Origin of the sequence: Bacillus cereus group sp. MS39, assembly GCF_040448665.1 — a bacterium.
Taxonomy (GTDB): domain Bacteria; phylum Bacillota; class Bacilli; order Bacillales; family Bacillaceae_G; genus Bacillus_A; species Bacillus_A wiedmannii.
On record NZ_CP123058.1, the window covers coordinates 2,720,309 to 2,743,917 of the forward strand.

The window sequence follows — 23,609 nt, forward strand, 5'->3', positions numbered from 1 at the left end:
TATATTGTTAAACGTAAAAAGGAGAACGAATGAAAAAGAAATATATAAATCAAATCGATACTGATGTAAGTTTTAAACCGAAAGATATTATAGGTTTAATGACTGATTACTTAAAAATGAAGACAAAGCTGCGTCCTATAAAGAATTTACCGATCGTTTTATCAAATAAAGATAATGAATCTTTAGAGAGTGTGACATGGTTTGGCCATTCTGCTTCTCTTTTAAAAATAGAAGGTAAAAAATTGTTATTAGACCCGATGTTTGGAGATGCCTCTTCCCCGTTTCCTCTGTTTAATAGTAAACGTTATAGTGGTACCTTTTCTTTAGAACGTGAAGAACTTCAAGAAATTGATGCGATTATCATTTCTCATAATCACTATGACCATTTGAATTACAAAAGTATTATGCAGTTAAAAGATCGTGCAAAGCACTTTTATGTTCCATCTGGAGTTGCGCAATATTTAATTAAATGGGGCGTTTCACCTAGTAAAATTAGTGAGCATAATTGGTGGGACGAAATTACGTTTGATAATATTAAGTTAGTATGTGCTCCTGCAAGGCATTTCTCTGGACGGAGTATGACAGATAGAGATTGTTCGTTATGGTGTTCATGGCTTATTCTTGGTCAAGAGACTAAAGTTTTCTTTAGTGGTGATAGCGGGTATGCTCCTCACTTTAAGGAAATTGGAAGTAAATACGGTCCGTTCGATCTTACTTTAATGGAATGCGGGCAATACGATCCGAGGTGGTCTGCTATTCATATGTTGCCAGAAGAGACGGTACAAGCTCATATTGACGTGAAAGGAGAACTCCTTCTTCCGATTCATTGGGGTGCTTTTACATTAGCATTACATGAATGGAGTGATCCTATTGAACGTGTGACAAAAGAAGCAAATCGTTTAGGAGTTAATATTGCAACACCTCAAATCGGTGAATCTATTACGTTGAAATCTACAGACTATCCTTCATCAGCCTGGTGGAGAGAAATTTAATTATAAATAAAAAAAGAGCGCACCTTTCTATAAGTGATTCGCTCTTTTTTCTGTATTTAAGTTTATATCACTATATTCGCTTTCCTGCTTTTTATAATTGAATTATATTATCTATAGAACTGTCCTGCTTAGCCAATTCTTCATTCCTATAATCTATTAATTTATGATTAGATAAAACAAAGTTGTGTTCTAATATTAATTCATTGAGGAGTACTTCAGATAAAAAATTTGGTATCATCTCTCCTACGCCGTAATTATAATCACTTAGAATCCAAGAAATCTCTTTCCAATCTAGAATTCCTTCTGAGACTTTTTTGGGAGTTAGATATGCAAATTCATTATGTAGCTCTACTAGATAAACATACATACCGCCAGAATATGAAGAATCCTCCCATTTAATAATACCTTTAAACTGAATATTGTCATGCGTAACTTCTATATTAGTCTCTTCTTTTATTTCACGAATTGCATTTTCTAAAGCTGTTTCTCCCTTTTCTATCTTTCCTCCTACCCCATTCCACAATCCTTTTACAGGGTCATATTCTCTATTTAACATAAGTATCTCTTCATTTCTTTTTATAAAACATAAAGTATGCTTGTACATCATGTAATTCCTTCCTTTGTTATTAATAAGGTCTTACTGGAGATATAAGATGTACTGCTGCAGATTGTTTCCCTGCTTCAATTAATATCGGTCTCATAGAACCGCTGAAACTTAAAGTAACCGTTTCTTCTTTTATCGCCTTTAAAGCATCCATCATAAATCGTCCATCAAAAGTTATGTTTAATTGTTTTTCACCTTGAATCATATCTATCTGTTGTGTCTCGGATATTTTTCCAATCTGAGAAGCGTTAGAAGAAATTTTAATTGTTGATTCGTTTATGATTTCTAAGTTTACATTGTTATTTGCCCATTCACTTGCTAATAAGTTTGATCGATCTACACCTTGTAAAATCTTTTTTCTATCTATGTTAATGACTGTCTGAAAATCATTTGGAATTAAACTAGATATACTAGGATATTTCCCTTCAATTAGTCTTGAATATAATGTAGTTGTGCCGAATGTAAAAATAATGTGACTTTCTGAAAGATAGATGTATACGACTTCGGAAGTACTGCTCATTAATTTTAAAAGTTCACTAATAGTTGCACTTGGTACGATACAACTTGCTTTCACATCTGTAGATATTATCGTTTCACGTATAGCAAGTCTATGTGAATCGGTTGCTACACAAATTAATTTATTATGATCTAACTCTAAATGAACGCCAGTAAGAACAGGTCTTGATTCATTTTTAGCTACTGCAAAGACAGTTTGTTTAAACACCTCAATCAAGCTTTCTGTTTCCACTTGTATTTTTGCATGATCGTCTATAAGTGGTACATTCGGAAACTCATATGCTGGAAGTCCATTTAAGTTTAATGTGATTTCTTCTGACTGTATCGTAATTGTTTGGTCATTCTTACTTTTTATTACTATATCACTTGGCATTTTCTTTATTATTTCAATGAAATACTTTGCAGGTACGACAATAGTTCCTGCTTTTAAAATAGTTACAATTTTTTCGTCTTCAATTGAAACAGCAAGGAATTTTTCGATAAAAACATTTGAGTTACTTGCGATTAAAATAATTCCAGATTGATCCACAGTTATTTTTATGCCGGATAATATAGGGATAATAGCTTTAGTAGATATAGCTTTACTTACTTCTGAAAGTGCTTGAGTGAAATGTTTGTGATTAACGATAAACTCCATTCTTTCCCCGCCTTACATGAAATGATAATTTTATGAAGATTGATGAACGATTGTTCCATTAAAAAAGTAAGGTACTGTTTCTTTCCTTTGTAATCTATTTAGTAAATGTTCTGGTATACGTAAATATGGTGCTGCTCTATGTAATTCCATCCAAGTAATCTCTTCAATTTCTTTTGGCCTTGAAATATTTGTCTCTCCGCCAATTATTTCACCTAAAAAATTAAAGAAAATTGCATGATGACCTCTCTCTTCGAAAAAAGCTTCGCTGATGTAACAAATACCGTTTACAGTTATATGTAACCCGGTTTCTTCTTTCACTTCCCGAATTACTGCCTCTTCTAACGTTTCTCCCAATTTAACTGCGCCACCTGGTAGCGTGTAATAAGAACCATTCTTCCCTTTGTTTTTGACCATTAAGATCTTTTCATTTTCTTTATCGTATAAAATTGCATATGTAACATTTACTTTTTTCATCTAAGTTCACCTCTAATAACAGGAATTTTCTGTCTTTATTACATTCTACCATTTAATCGTTTTAAAATATAAAAAAGTTAATTGAGTATTTCATTTATCCGCTCTTAGCAAAGTTAATAATCGATAATCCTTCATTACTATATAAAAAAGAGCGTATTTTGAAAGTGGTCATTTAACGTACGCTCTTTTTTTTGCTATAATTCATTCATTTTTAGATTCTATATACTTTATAACCTTTTTTCTAAATAGTATCGATTGTGCCCTTTAGGGTGGTCTTCACTTACTCCAATCACTTTATATCCATGCTTTTTATAAAAATTAGGTGCCTGAAAGCTAAAAGTATCTAAATTGATTAGCCCACAATCTGTTTCAATTGCAAATTCTTCAATAAGTTTTATTAACCTGCTTCCGTAGCCTTCGTGTCTATGTTCTTCAGAAACCCATAGGAAATCAACATGCACGTGGTGCCAAAATGTAATTGCAGTTATTCCGCCTACTATGTCTTCCTTTTCATTTTTCACTATAAAACTAATTTTTTCTGAAGGCTTTTTATCTTCATCTGAAATATGTTTTTGGTTATATTCAATTACTTTTTCTCTTATGTAATCACTATCTTCCTGGACCCATTGTTTTACTATTTTCATTTTAAATAGCACACTCCTTTTATGGTATCTATTCAATTTAATAATCGTAATATCCTGTCTAACTTAATAGTCATAGGGCACTGTTTCATTTCACTAAAATAAAGAAAAACCCTACTACATTTCATCTGTAATAAGACTTTTATACGCTGTATAGAATCGAATTAATCTAAAGGAATGTAATTATCGAAAATATTTACGTTGTTCGATTCTTTTTTAATTAAAACTTCCGTAAGTTCAACACCTTAGTAGAATAATTGAATTGTATCACTGCGAAAAAGAATGAATATTCCTAAACCAATTAGAATAATTGGAACGATAATATGGCAGGTTTTCTCAAGTGCTTTAGCTAGAATAGGTGCTCTTATCAATGTGTAGCTAATAAAACACCATATTGCTATCATAGAAAAAAGATAATTAATGTAACAATATTCGTTTTAAGATTTTGACTAGCGAACAGTGGTATATAAATTGAAATATTGGCAGATCCATTAGCTAATGTAATCAAAGCTACTTTAAATAATGAACCAGAAATGTTATCAATGACTTCATTACTTTTATAAGAACGAAGTGACAATAGTCCTTTAGCCCCCATATAAATTGGCACGAATCCTAATAACCCGATCCACGAAACGGGAATGAAAAAAGAGCTTAAAGAACCAATGATGCTTAGAGAAATAATTACACTAAACCCCAAATATTGTCCAATAACTATATAAAGTCCTTTTACCTTAGCTTTTTCGCGGACGGCTCTACCTTCTTTTTTAATTACTCCTGTCCTTACTTGTGAAAATAAAACAAGGAGTATAAAAATGTCATCAATATTCGTTGTAGCGAATGCCATAAAAGAAGAAATTATGATTGTAACCAATATAAGCCAACTACCTTTATAATAAAATAATGGTATTTAAATGAATTTGCCTAATAGCAAAGCTGGTTTACTGTAGTTTTATAACAACATTTTGATTCCTTTATAAAACAATATGAATATTTTACTAATCTGCTACTTGGTTCGTTAAGAAATAAATTACTTTATTACTTTTCAAATCATTTCACTTTGAATTAAGTAACTCTATACTTCCTACACAATGACTAAAAAGGGAAAATCAAATGTTTTGTAATATAAAAAGAGTCCTTTATGAGGACTCTTTTTAAAATTAAGCTATTTTCCGATGTAAATGTTTTATTTCCTTTTTCTTCTCTGCTTTTGGTGGACGAATTAATATCGAAATAATGAAGGAAATAACGCTTAAAACACCGATTATAATAAAGGTCGGTTGAAATCCACCAAGTAGTGCTCCGATGAATGATCCTGCAAGCGCACCAAATCCGAAACCTTGGTAAACAATTCCGTAATTTGTACTATGATTTTTCAAGCCGAAGAAATCACCGACAATAGCTGGGAATATAGTGATATTACCGCCGAAGCAAAAGGCGACACTTGCTACACAAGCGAAATAAATGCCGTAATTTAGTGGGATAAAACTTAAAGTAAAGACTGACAATCCAATAATAACAAACGTCGCAGAGACAATTTTCATTCGGCCAATTTTATCTGATAACGTTCCAAGAACAATTCTACCTACCGTATTAAAAATTGCAATCATTGCAACGGCGTTAGCGGCAGTTGCTGCACTAAGTCCAACGAGCTGTACCCCAATATCTTTTACCATACCGATTAAATATAGACCGCCCATACACGATGTGAATAGCATAAAAAATAAAAGATATACTTGTTTCGTTCGCATCATTTCACGAGGCGTATAATCATTGTGTAATGTCTCAGTTACAGCATTACTCACTATTGCTTCACGTAAGAAGAACGATCCGGTTAATACTAAAAGTAAAACGATGATACCCCAATATAGAAATGCTTGTGATACACCAAGACTATCGATAAGACTTCCGTTTATATATCTAAAGATTAAGCTGCCCATTCCATATGCCGAAACAGATATGCCAGAAATAAGTCCTTTTCGATTTGGAAACCATTTAATTAAATTAGATAGTGATGTAATATAAGCAGTTCCATCTGCATAACCAACAACGACACCAGCTAATAAATATAGTAATGGTAAGGAAGAAACTTGTGAACTAAGTATTAAACCGAGTCCCAGAACAATCCCTGCAGTAGCGATGAGTTTACGAAGTCCTAATTTTTGCTGCAACTTTCCTGCAAATAAGGTTGAGAATGATAATGAAAAACTTGTTATGGAGAAAGTTATCGCTACGGAATTGAGGTTCCATCCAAACTTACTAACAAGGGGTTGATTAAATAAACTCCATGTATAAATTGTTCCAAGGCCAATTTGAACAATAATTGTACCTAGAACAATTAGTAAAGGATTTATAGAAGTTTGTTTCATACTAACTGTCCCCTTTTTTTATCTTGACATGAATTTTCACAGTTAGTATAACCATCATAAAATGCAAGATACTGTGTGAAAAATGGAAATTAAGTTCATATACACAAAAAAACACTTCATAATGAAGTGTCTTTTCGCAGGTTATATTAGATTTACTTAAAGAAAGCTTTGTTAAGATAAGACATTTTCAAATGCTTATGTATATAGGATACCAAAAGATTTTTGTTATGTGATGGGACTTAAGATGTATTTTTCATTCATCATATAGTCCGATGAATGAAAAATTAATATTCAATTTCATCAAAATCTTTCGGCTGCGGTACCGTTTGCATATTAGCAGCATCTTTAGGATCACTATAAATAGCATTTTGTTCTGTATTTACATCTTTTATATTTTGCTTTTTGTTTTTATTCATTTTATCTTTCACTTTCTCTCACTCCTTTTCATTATAGGAGTAATTATGCCCTATTACCGTTACGAAATGTATCAGCGACTAAATTGCTAAATTCACGTAAATAATATAAATAATTATCACCGCCGTAGTTATATCTTTTATTATACATTTTCGCAACAACTACATTACATTCAGGTATTACTAAAAGAGTCGGTCCTGTAATTCCTAATATTTGATACGACCCTTTCGGCACTCGTTCACCAAGTTCACTTGAAAGCGCAGGTTCATTTTGAACAAACCAAAACAACCCGTTTTGTGGTAGTTCATTGTTTGTAAATGTTGGACTTTGCAAACTCGTAGCAATTTTTATAACTTCTTTTGGAACAATTTGTTTTCCGTTTATCACACCTTGATTTAAATGAAGATTGCCCCACTGTGCAAATTCTCTAGCTGAGACAAATAGATTTTTTTCAGTACCATCATCTACCGTACCAATTTAACTAATCGCGTCTTCATTTGGATTATCAACAACTTTAACTAATTTTTCATGTTCTTGAATTCTCCAACCTGTTTCTTTGAAGTTAGCTAGATCAAATACACGCTTCTTTAACAATTCAGGAAAACTTTTGTTATATAGCTGATAAATAAGACGTGTTATCATTCTGACATTAATATCTCTATACGCCCATGCTTGTCCAGGTTCAAATTCACGAAAAATTGTCCCGTCATTCGTTTCTCCTAAACCGTGCGAATGGGTTACTAAATGTCTTATCGTTGTTTTACCAAGTAATACAGGGTCGAAATCATTAAAGTACTTTATCGCCTCGTCATCAATAGAGTTTATTTTCCCCTCGTAAAGCGCATATGCTACCATTAATCCTAAATAACTTTTTCTCGCAGAAGCAACGTTGAATTGTGAAGATGCTGTTATTTTTTTACTTGTAGATATATTTGAATGATGGCCACTATAATGCTCTAGTACGATTTTGTTATCTTTTATAATACAAAGTGCTGTTGCAGAACTATGATTATTTTCTTTTATATTTTCTACCCAAGAAATTAACTTATCGTATGTATACAAATAAATCCCCCTTAATACGCATAAAAATTACAGCTTGAAAGAAAAGTGCAAAATAGTATTCACACCTTTCTTTCAAGCAAAATAGCTTTGATGTTTTATACTTAAATGATCCACCAGTTCCAGCAATTAAAGCAACCGAAACATCCAGCACAGCCTACACATCCGCCGCAACGACCTGCACAACCACCGCATCTACCGCCACATCCGCCACAGCGTCCACCACAACCTCCGCATCCGCCGCAACGACGCGCGTCATCTTGAATGTAATAGTATGGATATTGATTTTGTTGCAGTTGATCCCAATACACAACATTACCAGATTGATAATCATTAAGGTTTAATGATTGTAGTTCTTGTTGAAACTGATTCATTACGAAACCCTCCATTTATAAATATAAATTCCGTCCAAATATGAAAAGTAATATATTTTTGCAAACAAAGTAGAAATAAGGCTATCGACTAAATGCGTACATCAACAAAATATGAACTTACACTAGGTGATGTACCTTGTTTTTTAGCCTATTTTCTTAATCTTCTTTCGGTGGACGTATTTATTATTAATAGAGGTGTTTAAAAATTACTAATCCAACAGTTTAGTAGTTCATCGCTTAATTTTCTTTCCAGTAACTCTTTAACTGAAGGCGCTGGCATGATTTTATACGTATGTAAAGCTTCTTGATTATAATCTATCCAGTGAAACGCTAAATGAGATTCTTTAGATTTTGGTCTTAAATTAATATGTAACTCTTGCGAATCTACTTCAAAAATGTGATTGATTTCATAATGAAGAACTTCTCGGTCTTCCCATTGGTTTTCTATGACTCCTAAAAATTGTTTTATACTACAGTTTACTCCGAGTTCTTCTCGTAGTTCTCTAATTAATGCATTCTCAGCTGATTCGCCAATTTCAACATGACCACCCGGCAAAAAATAATGATGGCCAATATATTCAGCCACTAACAATTTATTATCCTTTAACATAACAGCTCGTACAATATGATGGAATTTATTTTTCAATTGTTAATCCTCCCAGTCATTCACTTTATATTTGATTAAAATAGTCATTTAATAAAGGGATAATATAAATCATAGGTGTTTCATACGGGTGAATTTCGTTAATAACTTTAAGTACATCCTTTACAAGGTCCCGTTTACACTTTATTTCAATTTTACATTCTTGCCCTTCGCATATTTGACCTATTTCCCCATTAAAAGGTGATGCATCGTCTAATGGTCTCCAGTATCCTTTCACGGAACTATAGGAACGACAATGATCATATTTCCCCGTTTTACAAGCTCCAATTCTATTTAGTTCATTCCGTAATATTTCAATGTATTCTTCGGGAATAAACACTTCGATTTTCACTTCTGAAAATTGCATCTTTCATTTCACACCTTTACTTCATAATGGTTAAACGAATAAACGATATACTTGCTCTCCATCATAATCATGTCCCAATGGTTGAAAACCGTACTGTTCATATAGTTTCTTTGCAGAGATATTATCTTTATGTACTGTTAATCTAATTTCTTTACACGCCTTACATGTATTTTTTATTAAGTAAATACTTTCTTGCAACGCCGCTTTTCCATAACCATTACCTTGCTGCTTTTGATCGATAATAAAACCGTTTATCCAATACATATCAGTTGTCTCTCTTACAACAGCATGCATAATAAAACCAACTATTAGATTGCCGTCGTAAATCGCAAATGGTATGTACTCCACATTGTCACCATCTGGTTTTATATACACTTTAGCAAGTGAAACTGCTACAACCGGGACAAATTTTCTTTGATCTTTTTTAACTTGTAACTTTAATGCATCTTCCCAATTTTCTCTCGTAACAACCTTTAACTGGACATTCAATATTGTAAGCTCCTTTATACAGAGAATATATGTTTTTATATTCTACACAGTGAAATAACTTCCTTTTTCGACAACAACTTATAACATGATTTTTATAAAGTCTTGAATGAATTTTTGTTCATCTATCTCTAAAGCTATACGGGCTCCTTCAGATAAAGAGCTAGGGCGAAAATCAGCAAATGTTTGTCCTTTCGTATCTCCGAATGTATCTACATTCACTGTACGATGCGCAAATTTAAAAAAACTTGGGTTAACTAATCCACTTATAGCAACCACATCATGTAGCAAAGGCCCTTCGATAGATGGATTAAGTTTTTGGTATGCAGATAAATAGTAATCATACATTGGTTTCATTATCGTATGAAATGGATTCTTTGAATTAGCTTGGATATAGTTAAATACATTTGGAGTTAACGCAGCTTTATTTGTTACATTCAAAGGGAATATAAATAAATTCTTTGCTTGCTGAAAAATAATTTTACTTGCTATAGGATCTCCATACACATTTGCCTCTGCTAATGGCGTAACGTTACCTACTTCTAAAAAGACACCACCCATGAAATAGATTCCTTTTACATTCAGCATTAAATCATTCCATAAATTAAAAGCAATCGCTAACGAAGTAGATCTGCCTACATCGACAATTGTTAAATCCTTTCCGTACCTTACAAGAATCGAAGCAATACTACCAAAATTGTATATTGGGATAGACAATACACTTTCCGGCACATGAATAGGACCTAATCCTTCTGGTCCATGAATTTCAGGATAATATGCTGTAATTTCTTCTGTAAGTGGTTTTGTTGCCCCGCTAATTACAGGAATGTCTTGTCTATTTGCTAACTGTAAAATATACGCTGCATTATGCGCAGCATGTATATGTTCAACATTTCCATATCCGGTTACAATACCGACAATTTCAATTTCGGGATGCAATAAACCATACATAATGGCGAACGAGTCATCAATACCTGGGTCTCCGAAAAATAATACTTTTTCCAAGAAATCCCGCCCTTTCATAAGGAAAATAGATGATGTTAATTATGTATATGTGAAAATATAATTAAACTATACAATTTTATATGAATATTACTAGTAAGAATTGTATAAATAAAAAGGATTAACATTATGTTAATCCTTCCTCTAATAAGAAATCTAATTAACAGTTCTATGAAATTTCTTGCAAATACTAACCAAACTACCTTGCTGTATTGCTGTATTGCTGTATTGCTGTATTGCTGTATTGCAGTACTCTTCACTTTGCATTTCTTTTTTTAATGATACATGTGCAATTAAAACCCCAAGTATAGTAATTCCCCCGCCAATTATCGAAACAAATGTGGGCACTTCACCTAACCATATCCAAGCAATAAAACATGCAGTTACTGGAGTTAAATATAGAGAACTTGTTGCCTCAGCAGCACCAGAATGAGATATGATATATGCCAATGCGATATATGGGAGTACTGTTGGAAATAAACCTAAATATATAACGCTCAAATTCACTTCAATTGGAGATGCCAGTATTTCTTGATAAACTCCTGGTAAAAAAATAAGCATACATATAGTACTAGACAAGATTGTATATATGGTAAATGGCAAGAAGCCATACTTTTTCAAGTAAGAAGTTTGGAAAACGAAAAATAAGCTTTCTGAAATCGCTGCTAATAAAATAAATAATCCTCCACTATTCAATTGAATAGCATCTCCTTGACTAAATGATATGAAAGCAATTCCTATAAAACTAATTACACCACCGATCCAACCATTTAATTTCATTTTTTCATTCAAAAAAACAGATGCAAAAATAGCCGTTACTATAGGTGTGACTGAAACAATTAAACTTGCAGATCCAGCATTTACTGTTTTTTCGCCGTAGTTTAATGCAATGTGATAAAAAGTAAATCCTAAAGCACCAAATATAAAAATTGCTGGGATATCCTTTAAATCTGGCAGTCGTAACTTGTATATAAAGGAAAACAACAGAAGAATAAATGAAGCGATTAATAAACGTAGTAAAGTAAGGTGCTCAGGTGTATAAGATTCGAGCCCCATACGAATTGCTGGAAAGGCAGTCCCCCATATTAAAATCGTAAAAGCATGAGCACAAATAATCCGAAAGTCCCATTTTTTATAATTCATGTTTTTTTCTCCCCCTTCAAACCAACCACTTTATAATTACCAATTATTTCTTTTCATCATATTTAATAGTTGTTACAATGTCTTCAACCAGTTATTTATCGTAAAAACCAACCACTTGGCATTTATAAAGTGAACGAGGGAGTTTTTTTATGACAACTAATAAAAAACTGCCTAAGTATCGGCAGATAGTAGACTATATGAAAGAAAAAATTGAAAATGGAGAATGGCCTATTGGAAGTAAGATTCCTAGTCAACGGCAGTTAGCCAAATTATTTCATGTAAATCGAAGTACTGTAATAACTGCGCTAGATGAACTTATGGCAGATGGATTGATTCAAGGGAAAATTGGAGCAGGAACAATTGTAACAAATAATACATGGTCATTATTAGCGACGAATCCCCCGCCTGATTGGAGTGAATATGTAAAAGCTGGTATTCACAAACCTAGCAAGTTAATGGTAAGAGAAATCAATGAAGCAGAAGCAAATAAAAAACTTATCCATCTTAGTAAAGGTGAACTTGCGCCTCAACTTTTCCCGCTAGAAACTATGCAGTCCATTATGAAAAGCGTAAGTGACGAAATAGATTATTTTGGATACGAAGAACAAAAAGGTTTTTTGCCGTTACGTGAAGCAATTAGTAAATACGTAAAATCATTCGGAATACATACATCAGCCAGTTCTATATTAATCGTCTCTGGTGCATTACAAGCACTCCAATTAATATCAATTGGTCTTTTGCATAGAGAATCAACCGTTTTACTTGAACAACCTTCTTACTTATATTCACTTCATGTATTTCAATCAGCAAATATAAATCTCTCTGGTATATGTATGGATCATCACGGTATTTTACCTAACGAATTATTAAAACGTATTAAATATAGTCAAAAGAAAAACATTTTATATTCTATCCCTAGTTTTCAAAACCCAACAGGGATATTAATGTCTAAAGAGCGAAGAAAAGAAATAATAAAAATATGTGAAAAGGAACAGTTACCTATAATTGAAGATGATATTTACCGAGAGTTATGGATTGATGAACCACCTCCAGCTCCTTTAAAGTCGATAGATAAACACGGACATGTATTATATGTTGGTAGTCTTTCTAAAACACTTAGCCCAGGACTTAGAATTGGATGGATCATTGGACCCGAACCAGTTATTGATAGATTGTCAGATATAAAAATGCAAACAGACTATGGATCGAGCTCTTTATCTCAAAGAGTTGCTGCTGAATGGATAAATAAAGGTTTTTATGAAGAACATGTTGCAAACGTAAGAATCAAACTAAAAGAACGAAGACAAATCATGATACGAGCTTTAAATAAGTACTGCGCAGATATTGCATCGTGGGATATTCCTAGTGGTGGATTATTTATATGGCTAAAGATTGTACCTAGCATTCCGATGAAGAAATTATTTTCAGAGGCGCTATCAAAAGGAATTCTTTTAAACCCAGGACGTATATATGAAGAAGAATCAGATCGGTACATTCGTTTATCATATGGATATGCTTCTACGGAGCAAATTAATTATGGGATGAAATTGTTGAGTGAATTAATCCGTAAGTTAATGACATAACAAAAACTCCTCTATAAATAAAAGAGGAGTTTTTGTGTATCGTATTTACCACAATCTCATTTCCTGTCCCAATAAAATAAGTTCGTCATAAGGATCTCCGTCAATATTTAATACTTGAGCAAAAGCAGGTTCTGTTTTTAAACCGTTCTCTTTTAAGTGAAGAATTTCTTCCCTTATATGGGGATGCTGCATTAATAACATGTGCTCTACTATCATATGTCTATATGCATTTTGGTTACGTACTGGCTTAGGCTGAGCAAATAATTCAAATTCAAAACCTTCAAACTCAAAATTTACCTTTATCGATTCTGTAGTTTTAATTTTTTTCTTTTTTATTTTGAATCCTTTATAAGAACCGTATAAAGATCTCATTTCCTGTTCAAAAACATCAAAGTTATGTACTTCCATTACTATATCTAAGTCAGATTGAAGAGTATCAATTCTAATAGGAATTGTCCCGCAAAGAACCGGACTATACAAAGTTAAATCCTCCATAATGTTAAGTTTATTCAAAACATCATACACTTTTTGTTGCTTCTCATTCCCAGATTGTAAATATGTAATTGATGTAAACATGGAAGTCTCTCCTTCATTTCACGTAATACGTGTATCATTAAATTCAAGAAAAATTTATCCGTTGAAACTTGTACTAGGAGTACCAATACTTCAATATATTAAGACGAACAAACAATATGTTTCAACTTTCCTCCTATACTGCAATACTATAAAAATAAAAAAGGAGGAATTATTATGAGCATTTTTCACATTCTTTTAACCATCCACATATTATTTGGAACGATATGTTTAATCACCGGTATTGTAGCGATGGTTGCTCAAAAGAAGAAAGGAAAACATACGGAATGGGGTGAAATATATCATGCATCCTATGTTGTTATCGCCGTTACTGCAATTATATTATCCATTATAAACTGGGATAAAATCGCATATTTATTTTATGTAGCAATTTTCTCTTATTTATTTGCGATATATGGATACCTCGCACGAAAAAAACGTTGGAAAAATTGGCTTCACCACCATATTAGAGGTATGTTAGGCTCTTATATAGGTGCCGTTACCGCACTTTTAGTAAACGTCGGTATTCATATTCCCATAATTAATTTATTACCGCCTATATGGTTTTGGTTTTTACCTACATTAATCGGTATTCCTCTCGTAGCCAGTGTATCAAAAAAATATAAAAATCGTAGTTAAAATTCATTACAATTTCGTTACTTTCTGATGGTAATTACAAAAAATCATACTCAATGTAATATTTTATTAACAAATTCAAATTCATATTGCTTTAAGTTCGTCACTTAGAGCTAAATAAAAAGAATCCAATAAAAATATTGGATTCTTTTTCGGATTTCATTTCAATATCGGCTCTATGTAGATGACGAACTATCTTTGTATACTTGTGGGTACTTGTATTATTGATTCAGTGATAATTACACCATTATAGTTTAAGGTTGTAATAATGAATGTAAACGATCTGGGTAATTCGTAAACATCCCGTCAACTCCCCATAAAATTAACTTTTTCATATCTGTTTCATTATCTACAGTAAATGGATGAACTTCTAATCCGTGTTTCTTTATTCTCTTTACATAAGTTGAATCAATATATTTATAGTTCATCCCAAGACCGATACAGTATGTTTTATACTTTTTCATCTCTAATTCAGTTAATTGAGCTGCCTTTTTGTAAGGTAGTAATTGTACTAGAGGTATATTAACATCTAAACTATGAATCTTTTGCAAACTTGCTTCACTAAATGATTGAATAATAACTTTATCATTTATTCCGTAGTGCTTTATAATTTCTAATAACTTTTCTTCCATACTAGGATATTCATCTGGTGATTTTGTTTCAATATAATAGTTTGCATTATGCCCGAACGTTTTAATAATTTCTTCTAGTGTTGGAACGTTCGCATTTTCAAATTCTTTCTTTGCTAAACTTGGATGCTTTTCATAAAAAAAAGAACCTGCATTAAGTTGCTTTATTTCTTCTAATGTATGTTCCTTAATTAGCCCCGTACCGTTTGTAGTGCGGTTTACTGTTTCATCATGCATAGCTACTAAATGTCCGTCTTTTGTCATTTGGAGATCAATTTCTATATAATCTCCTCTCAATTGTTGCCCTAATTTATACGCTGCTATTGTATGTTCCGGCGCATACGCAGAAGCGCCTCTATGTGCAATGTTTTTTATATGATTTAATTGACTAATAGCTTTCGTGTACTTAAGTTCATTTGCTTTATGAAAAACAAAAGTACCTATTACTATAAAGGTGCAAATGATTGTAACGATATATATCTTCTTCATAATGATGTTTTAACTCCTACATGAAAGCAATTTGACTTGGATGATTTATTCCATTAAATGTCGATTTTCAAAAACAGTCATTTGTCCTACAGATTGAAAACCAGTCTTTTTATAAATATTAATGCCATCAGGTGAAGCTTGTAATACGCATTGAGCAACTTTCAATTCCTTTGCTTCTTGCAGCAAGTAATTAAACATAGCAGAGCCGAACCCTTTCCCTCTCAATTCTTCTTTAGTTGCTATATCATAAATACCAATACTATCTTTTGTACATACTAATGAACCAACCGATACGACTTCTTCTTTATAAAATCCTAAGTACAGTTTCATTTGTTCACTATTCCATAAATCGAAAGAAGCAGTTTGATTGTAGAACGCTTGAACATGTATACCTTCCTCTGATGTACCAAATAGACTAGCTAATGTTTCCCCAAACTTTTTAATTTGTCCTGGTGAAAAGGCTTTTTGTATCTTAAAATCTTTTGGCATATTTATTGTTGGATGTATTGTTTTTAAGTTTGCTACCATCGCGATATTTTGTTCTGCTTCTTTTAAGCCAAGTTTTATTAATTCGCTTTTTATAGTCTGCTCATGCCTATCATCCCAAAACCAAACACTCATTGGAAGTTTCTTTTGATTATAGTTGTTTACCACTTTATATAGTTTCTCAATACCTTCCGTTAAATTATTGTTTAGTATAGTAATGATATTAAATGTATCTGCCGGTAAACCACATTCGACAGCAATGTAGTCCTTCGTTTCTTTTACATTCATTCCATGTAACTGCCGCGCAATATATGAGGTTTTATATGTGAAGTTATCTATTAGTAACTGTTTATAATTCATTCATTTTGCTCCTTTCATAAAAATTCGTTTTCGAATTCTTCAGTATTAAATATAACACATAAGAAATGTATCTATTTCTATAAAAATATCTCTATACATTACTCTTTTTTCCCCTAAAAGAATTAAAAATGATATAACGTTGTCGGAATGAAAAAAGTGGTATATAATAAACAGTAACATTACTAGTAATTATTTTAGGTATTCCTAGAATAAAGGAGCGATACATATGAAAATTACTATTTATTTCGGAAGTCATGAAGATCAAGATGTTCGTACTATGGACTGTCATTTAGATGTAGAAGATACAGAAGAGATCGTTTCTGTATCATAATATAAATAGTTGGGATGAACCCTCTTCCCTACAGCGTTTAAGGCACCTTTTACAGGTGTCTTTTTTGTTATTTTTTCATCAAAAACCCTTTACTTTAGAGCGTTTTAATAGTAAAATATAAATATACGAACAAACGTTCTTTTTATTTTAATTGTACATGAAGGGATGATTTTTACAATGGCTCAAGCAAAGCGCAGAGGAAGAAAAAAGCAAACACCTATTATTTCAAATACAGGCTTTATCGGCTCTGTCTTTATTGATACATTGGAGTTACAAAAGAAATCCTATTATTTCGCTCGTAAAAAACTTCAAATTGTTCATCACGTACTTGATGGCCTCTCTGGAGCAACAAGTTCTCTATTTAAAGAACATAACATTTCAGCATACATGTCATGTGTGTATTTACATAAACAAAAGAAAATCGGCTTTGTTCTTTCAACGAAACCATTTGAACAAAGTGACGGTGTTTCTTACTTTATAAATTATTTAATCGAAAAGAATTTTTACGGTAACGAAGAAGTAGAATATCAAGAAGTATTTAATACAGGTTTTATTGGTGTAGTATTTGCTGATTTATGTAGCATAGATCGCTTTAATTTCGAGTTTGAAATGGGTATGTTAACGAAATTAATGAAAGATATGATTATTCCGGTTAAAGAACTCTTTTTACGCCACAATGTACCGGCCTACATCTCCACTTCTCATTTAGAGGAACAAAATAAATTAGGTTTCGTTCTATCTGTAAAACCATATGATGAACGTGCAGAGGCAGATTTATATTTTGAGGCGTATTTAAAAGAACGCGGTTTATTTATTGGTGATGAAGAAGATGATATTGATAAGATTGTTATTAGAAAGACAGCTGAATTACGATAAAAAGCGCAGGATAATAATCCTGTGCTTTTTATAATTTATGAAACGGATTTACCAAATAAACGGTATTAGTTTTTTTGTTTTCTGTTTATACACCGTAAATTGTTCACCGTACTTATTCTGTAAGTAATTATCCGATTGCGGAATATAGTCAAAAACAAATACAAAGAATAGGCCTATAGGAATTAACAAACTATAAATTTCGTTTTATAGTATTTGCTTTTCTTAGCTTGAAAGAGGTAGCAGTATCCATTCTATAAATAATCTAAGAATCTACTAAGCACTATAATCTTTCGAATGAACCTCTAACATGAAACGATTTGATGAAACTTTAATTACTATTAAATATAAGAATCCCCCTACAATTGGAATGGTGTACGCTGGGATATAATTTAATAATAGACCGGATAGTGCCATTGCTATAGGGAGCATCATTTTACCTATACTTAATCCAATGCTGAGAACCCTTCCCCTGTATTCATCGGGAATCTCATTTTGCATGAAATAAATTAAAGGAATATCAATTAGCGCTATAATAAACCCTAAAAAGATCATAACAACACAATACGTAATAACGAATACTAAATCATTCACTTCAAAACTTTTGAATAAAACTGGAATTCCTAAAATAATCATAAAAACTGACAACATAGAACTTAGTTTTTTCAAAAGATAAGAGTAAGAAAAACGATCAGTTATCTTTTTTACTACAATTGCACCAATTATCATCCCTACTGGAAAAGTCCCTTGAATGATACCAAATTGTTCAGAACTCAGATTGAGAACTGTATTAATAATGTATGGTAATGGAACAGTTACAGCAAAACCTAAGAAAAAATTAAGGGAAATTAATATATTAAACGTATTCTTTAAGCTTTCCTTTTCAAGTAAGTAAGAAACCCCCTCTTTTATATCTTTAATAAAATTAACTCCTCTTTTTGAATTTCCCTCATTTATGTTGTACTCGAACAGTTTAAAATGAATAAATAGTAATGCTATCCCTGAAAGAATAAAAGAAATACCGTTTATAATTATAAAAGTCTTAATATTAAATACTGAAAAAACGATGCCACCTAACATAGGGCCGAGAATTAAAGATACAGAATCGATAATTTTACTTATAGAATTAATACTCATAAGCCTCTCTTTAGAGACGATATTTGGTTTTGCAGCTTCTAATCCTATTCCAAAAAAGGTTGTAAACACTGTCATAAGAAAGGTTGTAGTATAAATGATGAATAAGTTTAATCCATAATAGCTGCTTAATATATAAACAGCTATTAATAAGGATCCACTTAGTAGATCCATACAAACGACGAGTTTCTTTTTATCAACTTTATCAGCAATTACACCCGCAAATGGATTCATAACAATCATTGGAATCGTTCCTAATATGAGCGTAATTGCGAAATTTAACGCAGATCCAGTTATGTGTAAAACATATAATCCTAGTGCGAAACTATACATAGAGCTACCGAATATTGATACTGTTTTTGCAATTGAGTATAAACAAATATTTCTTAGTTCTTGGTTTCTTTTTTTATTTTCTATATGTAATCGTAAACTTCCCATCACTTTTCCCCCTGCCTAACTTTGTATTACGTACATTGTAAGTTCTTGGGTCAACCCGATAGCAATATGTACTATTTGAAAAGTATTAAGGGAAAATAAATAAAAGATGGGGTTAACCCCATCTTTTTCCGAAAAATGAATATGTATAAATTTCTTCTCCTTGAACAAAGAAATCCTCGTACTTTCCTCCTCGTTTCAAATAATTTGAAGTGCTTTCATCGATGGATTGAAAGTGTAGATTTTGGATTTCTTTCGTTACTTTTGAAAGTGTAAAATTTTCTCGAAAGTTATTTGTAATTTGGCTATTTGAGCTGAAATTTTTAAATAAAATAAATAAACTTACTAAATAACAATCCGTTTTAAAAAGTGGATTTAGTTCGTGAAGTAAAAAATCCTCATGCTCAAAACTATAATTGCTCGTACCAGAATGATCAATTACAATATCAACTGACTGATTCTGAATAGGGATATTCAAAAAATCAGCACAGATAAAGAGAATGTTTCTTTTCGGATTTCTTCTCGCTAATACATCTTTTAAAAATAAAAGTTTATTTAAATCTCGATCCACTGCAATGTATAGGCAATCTTCGGGCAGTTCTTCATAAATGTTTCTCAAAAAGAATCCAAGTCCCGATCCTAAATCCAGTATTAATTTGTTATTTAAATTTAAATGTATTAGTTTCTTTTTCGCCCATTCCCCTTCCCTATGCATATTTTCCAAATAGGCATTATCAGTTTCATGAATATAATCCGAAATAGTATCTTCAAGTGACGTTTGCTCATTTACTTTAAATGATTTACCCGCAGTTATAATTCCTGAAGTAATAATATATTCTTCACCACAATTACAAATTAGCTTCCCCTCAGTAATTTGATTGTTAGTAATAATTCCATCTTGAAGAATTAGTTTTTTGCTACAATTAGAACATGTAAGTAAATGAAGTACGCTTAAATCTATCCCAATAATTGAATTTGAAGTTTCATTTGTTAATAATAAATCTTGTAACACTTCCTTTAATTTATCCCGCCTCTTCCCCAAAAGCTCTATTTCCTGTTCTATCTTGTCATATTTCAATTTAAATAAAGATTGGTAAAAAGTATCATTTTCGTAATTCATAGATTTCGCTAAATTTTTATAAAAAAATAGTTCTTTAATTTCATTCAAGCTAAAACCTAGCTCTTTGTAATGTAATATAAGCTCTAAATCTGTTTGACAATACTCGTCAAAAAAATTGTGACCGCCCTTTTTTTCAGGAATAATGAGGCCGAGATCCATATAATGTCTAATTGTATCAATACTTATGTTATTTACTTCTCCAAACTTTCCAATTTTCATAACATCCCTACCATTTGCATATATTTTTATATAGATTTCTATTTTTATCTTTAAAAATCCTTTTATCTCTCTATACAACAGAATTTAAGGTATGTATAGGATATTTCAATGCCACATATTTTGTAAGTGTATAATACATGTAAACGGATATCGTCACCTCTCCTTTATTTAACCAGTGGAGCAGGACTACTATTCTGATGACACTTTTATTTCTATTTCTGTATGTGATGAATTACACCAACTTGCTCGAGAAAGTTAAAGATTCTCATTTCCAAATACCTTACGAAGTTATTGCTAAAAATGTTGGTTTTGTAGAACGAATCGGTAGAAACTAAGCAGAAGATTTAATTGATTTATATGTTTGGGTGAGTTAAAAAATTGCTAACACCTCTTTCAAATGCATGGAATATACAGGGATTTATAACTTAATATAGAACATAAAACAGGAGAAGTTCATCTTGTAAATAACGGGCCATACTTATGGAATTAGAATCAAATGTTAAAGTAATTGTTTTATTAGAAAAGTTAATTGGCACTGGTAACAACAGTAAGGGGTGGATTAGAAAATGAAAATTGCAATAGTCTGTTTTGATAACTTTACTGATATAGATGTTTTTCTACCATGGGATTTATTAAATCGTGTACGTTTAGTTGGCGGTATTTCTGATTGGAACGTTCAACTATTAGGAACGGGAAAAACTCATATATCCATGTCTGGCTTACGTATTCCCATGACAGGAAGCATATCTGATATTCCGTCTGCTGACGCTGTAATATTTGCAAGTGGTAAGGGTGTACAAAATTTATATAAAAATCAAGAGTATCTTAATAGCATTCATGTAGATCCTCAAAGACAATTAATAGGATCTATGTGTTCTGGTTCATTACTACTAGGAGCTAAAAAATTACTAACAGGTAAGAAAGCCACTACATATCCGTCCGTAGTAGAACAGCTTAAAGAATTTGATGTAGACGTTATTGAACAAAGTTTCGTAAACGAAGGAAATATCTCGACTGCTGCAGGCTGTTTTGCTGCTCAAGATCTCTCAGCCTGGATTATAAGAACCCTAATCAATGAAGAAATGGTCGATACTGTTCTAGAAACTGTTCAGCCAGTAGGCAAAGGTTTATATTTTTAATTTCAAATCAAGTTGAGAGATTGGTTGCTCCTCAAAACGATAAAATGAGCCTTTTTGCTTGATGGCGACATAATATCCCTCCATTTTCAATTTAATTTAATAAAAAACCCGCGAATCATTCACGGGTTTTTTATTAATAACTAATTGCTATTGTACCTTCACCTGCATGTACTGCAAATGAAATTGGTAATGGGTATAATTTGAAATCCATTTCAGGGAATGCTTGTCTAATATCTGAAATCCATTCTTCAGCTCCATCTTTATCGTTAGCATGGAACATATGAAGTACTTTTGGTAATTCTTTTTCAAGTTCATTTTTAATGTATTCTCGACATTTTTGGATTTTGCGAACTTTCTTTTCAAGTAAAAGCTCTCCACCTTTTACTTCTAATATTAAGTTGACACTTAATAAACTTCCAAGTAAAAATTGAACTCCCTTTACACGTCCACTTGCGTAAAGGCCTTTTAAACTTTTCGGGAATACGTGGAAAGGTCTTCTTTTTTCATCTACTAATGTTTTGTGTATATCTTGTAACGTCATACCATCATTGTATAACGATTTCGCTTTTCTAATTAGTTCATCCATTGGATAACTTGTTGTTTTACTATCCAATACCGTTAATGGGAAACCTGCCATGTCTGCAGCTAACTTCATGTTTTGATAAGTTCCACTTACTTTTCCGCTAATAGCAACTGCAAATCCCTCTTCATATTCTTCTTTGCATTTCGAAAATAACTCTACCATTTCCCCTATGTTAGGTTGTGATGTAGTGACAGTTTTACCTTCGTTTAACGCATTATAGACGCGCTCACGCACACCATCTTCACAATCTTTGTACGACACACCATCAATAATAACTTCAATTGGGATAACAAAGTTATCTCCTTCTGTTGTAAAACTCGCAGTTGTACTATCAGTAATCCAAGCAACACGCTTCATGTTGTTCCTCCCTTAATTCAATTCCTCTTTTCTGACTTTTCTATATATTTATGTTACGAAAAGAGAATATCCCTGTAATAGTAACAGGACTTTATTGTTTTGGCTATAGTAGATGGATATTAAATGTGAATATTTTTTGTCATTTTCACGAAAAAAAGAAGAAAACCGAAGTATTTGCCCGATTTTCTTCTTTTTATACATTATTTAAAGGTTTCATTATCTAAAATTACAACATAATCATTCGTCAATCGGCCAGCTTCCTTCGTATAACTAACAAGTCTTTGTACGTTATCACAGCAAAGTTTCGCTCCCCATACGAGTAACGGTACGCCGATGAAGTCGATGTGAAATCTTCTAGAAAACAGACCACCGAAAGTCATTGGTAAAGGTACTGTTGGTGATGTATTAGAAAAAATAATCTTTTCATGACTTTGATAATGTTTTTGCAAAATCTCTCCTAAATGTTTCATCGCAGGTACAACGACTTTTGATGCGCCACATCCAATTGTATAAACCGGATTACCATTTTCATCTATTCCATGAAAAATGATTTTGCCCATATCTTCTGTTTTTAATTTATTAAAGTAATCTACATTCAAAATTTCTTTTTTCGTTAACTTACGATCAGTTGGTAATTTATTTAAATGATAAGCAGCAGCGAGTGAAGTTGAATGTGTTCCACCAAAATCTGTATAAATGAATATCATATTATCATCCCTTGTTGTAAAAGTTCAATGTTATTTAGTATTACCGTTCACAGCATTGATAAACAAAGGATGAATGTATTTACAATTTTTTTGTTAATTCATTATATATTTTTCAATTATACTATCGTCTATTTATTACGGTACATAATGTAATAGTCGTAAGCATTATTAATAAAAATAAACAGACGTACTTTTGACTCGTACATCTGTTAGCATCTTTATTCAAAACAAACATAT

24 protein-coding genes and 2 pseudogenes are annotated in these 23,609 nt (G+C 32.0%); 5 read left to right on the forward strand and 21 right to left on the reverse strand.

Going from position 1 to position 23,609, the window contains the following annotated elements; genetic code table 11:
* The first annotated feature begins 29 nt into the window (after positions 1 to 29).
* Complete coding sequence (locus tag QEP67_RS14445) at positions 30 to 992, forward strand: MBL fold metallo-hydrolase (RefSeq protein ID WP_000731427.1); 963 nt, start codon at positions 30 to 32, stop codon at positions 990 to 992.
* Positions 993 to 1,083: 91 nt separating this feature from the next.
* On the opposite strand, the gene QEP67_RS14450 is transcribed toward QEP67_RS14445, so the two are convergent.
* The 14 genes and pseudogenes from QEP67_RS14450 to QEP67_RS14515 form a co-directional block, all read right to left on the reverse strand.
* Positions 1,084 to 1,596 carry an 8-oxo-dGTP diphosphatase gene (locus QEP67_RS14450; protein WP_033658842.1) on the reverse strand — a complete coding sequence of 171 codons (513 nt, stop codon included), beginning with the start codon at positions 1,594 to 1,596 and terminating at the stop codon, positions 1,084 to 1,086.
* 22 nt (positions 1,597 to 1,618) lie between these two features.
* The gene (gene dnaN / locus QEP67_RS14455; protein WP_000394456.1) at positions 1,619 to 2,749 is read right to left on the reverse strand and encodes a DNA polymerase III subunit beta; all 1,131 of its coding nucleotides are present in this window, start codon (positions 2,747 to 2,749) and stop codon (positions 1,619 to 1,621) included.
* 30 nt (positions 2,750 to 2,779) lie between these two features.
* Entirely contained in the window at positions 2,780 to 3,223 is a 444-nt protein-coding gene (locus QEP67_RS14460; RefSeq protein ID WP_000757600.1) for an NUDIX hydrolase, read from the reverse strand.
* Positions 3,224 to 3,450: 227 nt separating this feature from the next.
* Complete coding sequence (locus QEP67_RS14465) at positions 3,451 to 3,867, reverse strand: GNAT family N-acetyltransferase (RefSeq protein ID WP_016087658.1); 417 nt, start codon at positions 3,865 to 3,867, stop codon at positions 3,451 to 3,453.
* Positions 3,868 to 4,109: 242 nt separating this feature from the next.
* Positions 4,110 to 4,735: pseudogene (locus QEP67_RS14470) on the reverse strand (cadmium resistance transporter).
* 286 nt (positions 4,736 to 5,021) lie between these two features.
* Positions 5,022 to 6,230: an OFA family MFS transporter gene (locus QEP67_RS14475; RefSeq protein WP_000815160.1), complete on the reverse strand. Its 1,209-nt coding sequence runs from the start codon at positions 6,228 to 6,230 to the stop codon at positions 5,022 to 5,024.
* Positions 6,231 to 6,514: 284 nt separating this feature from the next.
* Complete coding sequence (locus tag QEP67_RS14480; RefSeq protein WP_255255875.1) at positions 6,515 to 6,646, reverse strand: hypothetical protein; 132 nt, start codon at positions 6,644 to 6,646, stop codon at positions 6,515 to 6,517.
* Positions 6,647 to 6,689: 43 nt separating this feature from the next.
* Positions 6,690 to 7,706: pseudogene (locus tag QEP67_RS14485) on the reverse strand (serine hydrolase domain-containing protein).
* Positions 7,707 to 7,807: 101 nt separating this feature from the next.
* Complete coding sequence (locus QEP67_RS14490; protein WP_001071373.1) at positions 7,808 to 8,077, reverse strand: heterocycloanthracin/sonorensin family bacteriocin; 270 nt, start codon at positions 8,075 to 8,077, stop codon at positions 7,808 to 7,810.
* A 199-nt stretch (positions 8,078 to 8,276) separates the two neighbouring features.
* On the reverse strand, positions 8,277 to 8,723 hold the full coding sequence (locus QEP67_RS14495; RefSeq protein WP_048566328.1) for an NUDIX domain-containing protein: 447 nt from the start codon (positions 8,721 to 8,723) through the stop codon (positions 8,277 to 8,279).
* 25 nt (positions 8,724 to 8,748) lie between these two features.
* Positions 8,749 to 9,087, reverse strand: a complete 339-nt coding sequence (gene cutA, locus QEP67_RS14500) for a divalent cation tolerance protein CutA (RefSeq protein WP_048566329.1) — start codon at positions 9,085 to 9,087, stop codon at positions 8,749 to 8,751.
* 30 nt (positions 9,088 to 9,117) lie between these two features.
* On the reverse strand, positions 9,118 to 9,576 hold the full coding sequence (locus QEP67_RS14505) for a GNAT family N-acetyltransferase (RefSeq protein WP_001102677.1): 459 nt from the start codon (positions 9,574 to 9,576) through the stop codon (positions 9,118 to 9,120).
* Positions 9,577 to 9,654: 78 nt separating this feature from the next.
* Entirely contained in the window at positions 9,655 to 10,578 is a 924-nt protein-coding gene (locus QEP67_RS14510; protein ID WP_000416772.1) for a nucleoside hydrolase, read from the reverse strand.
* A gap of 153 nt (positions 10,579 to 10,731) precedes the next feature.
* Entirely contained in the window at positions 10,732 to 11,718 is a 987-nt protein-coding gene (locus tag QEP67_RS14515) for a DMT family transporter (RefSeq protein WP_353706296.1), read from the reverse strand.
* Positions 11,719 to 11,867: 149 nt separating this feature from the next.
* On the opposite strand from QEP67_RS14515, the gene QEP67_RS14520 reads away from it, so the two are divergent.
* Positions 11,868 to 13,301: a PLP-dependent aminotransferase family protein gene (locus QEP67_RS14520; RefSeq protein ID WP_064459914.1), complete on the forward strand. Its 1,434-nt coding sequence runs from the start codon at positions 11,868 to 11,870 to the stop codon at positions 13,299 to 13,301.
* Positions 13,302 to 13,346: 45 nt separating this feature from the next.
* Here the strand turns inward: QEP67_RS14520 and QEP67_RS14525 are convergent, their stop codons facing one another.
* Positions 13,347 to 13,877 (reverse strand): DUF4269 domain-containing protein, encoded by a 531-nt coding sequence (locus QEP67_RS14525; protein WP_000495200.1) that lies wholly within the window; start codon positions 13,875 to 13,877, stop codon positions 13,347 to 13,349.
* Between the two features lie 174 nt (positions 13,878 to 14,051).
* Here QEP67_RS14525 and QEP67_RS14530 point away from each other — a divergent pair, with 174 nt between their 5' ends.
* On the forward strand, positions 14,052 to 14,513 hold the full coding sequence (locus QEP67_RS14530; RefSeq protein ID WP_064459913.1) for a DUF2306 domain-containing protein: 462 nt from the start codon (positions 14,052 to 14,054) through the stop codon (positions 14,511 to 14,513).
* A 251-nt stretch (positions 14,514 to 14,764) separates the two neighbouring features.
* Here QEP67_RS14530 and QEP67_RS14535 read toward each other — a convergent pair whose 3' ends face one another.
* Positions 14,765 to 15,628 carry a glycerophosphodiester phosphodiesterase gene (locus tag QEP67_RS14535; protein ID WP_064459912.1) on the reverse strand — a complete coding sequence of 288 codons (864 nt, stop codon included), beginning with the start codon at positions 15,626 to 15,628 and terminating at the stop codon, positions 14,765 to 14,767.
* A 45-nt stretch (positions 15,629 to 15,673) separates the two neighbouring features.
* Complete coding sequence (locus QEP67_RS14540; RefSeq protein WP_001107076.1) at positions 15,674 to 16,474, reverse strand: GNAT family N-acetyltransferase; 801 nt, start codon at positions 16,472 to 16,474, stop codon at positions 15,674 to 15,676.
* Between the two features lie 508 nt (positions 16,475 to 16,982).
* Here QEP67_RS14540 and QEP67_RS14545 point away from each other — a divergent pair.
* On the forward strand, positions 16,983 to 17,681 hold the full coding sequence (locus QEP67_RS14545; RefSeq protein WP_033657770.1) for a hypothetical protein: 699 nt from the start codon (positions 16,983 to 16,985) through the stop codon (positions 17,679 to 17,681).
* Positions 17,682 to 17,954: 273 nt separating this feature from the next.
* On the opposite strand, the gene QEP67_RS14550 is transcribed toward QEP67_RS14545, so the two are convergent.
* Positions 17,955 to 19,250 carry an MFS transporter gene (locus QEP67_RS14550; RefSeq protein ID WP_151035434.1) on the reverse strand — a complete coding sequence of 432 codons (1,296 nt, stop codon included), beginning with the start codon at positions 19,248 to 19,250 and terminating at the stop codon, positions 17,955 to 17,957.
* 112 nt (positions 19,251 to 19,362) lie between these two features.
* Entirely contained in the window at positions 19,363 to 20,586 is a 1,224-nt protein-coding gene (locus QEP67_RS14555) for a methyltransferase domain-containing protein (protein WP_000690070.1), read from the reverse strand.
* A 566-nt stretch (positions 20,587 to 21,152) separates the two neighbouring features.
* On the opposite strand from QEP67_RS14555, the gene QEP67_RS14560 reads away from it, so the two are divergent.
* A complete protein-coding gene (locus QEP67_RS14560) occupies positions 21,153 to 21,725 on the forward strand; it encodes a DJ-1/PfpI family protein (RefSeq protein ID WP_000684448.1) in 573 nt (190 codons plus the stop codon).
* Positions 21,726 to 21,858: 133 nt separating this feature from the next.
* On the opposite strand, the gene QEP67_RS14565 is transcribed toward QEP67_RS14560, so the two are convergent.
* The gene (locus tag QEP67_RS14565) at positions 21,859 to 22,665 is read right to left on the reverse strand and encodes a DegV family protein (RefSeq protein WP_000831935.1); all 807 of its coding nucleotides are present in this window, start codon (positions 22,663 to 22,665) and stop codon (positions 21,859 to 21,861) included.
* Positions 22,666 to 22,865: 200 nt separating this feature from the next.
* Positions 22,866 to 23,372 carry a DUF3189 family protein gene (locus tag QEP67_RS14570; RefSeq protein WP_048566332.1) on the reverse strand — a complete coding sequence of 169 codons (507 nt, stop codon included), beginning with the start codon at positions 23,370 to 23,372 and terminating at the stop codon, positions 22,866 to 22,868.
* Positions 23,373 to 23,609: the final 237 nt, after the last annotated feature.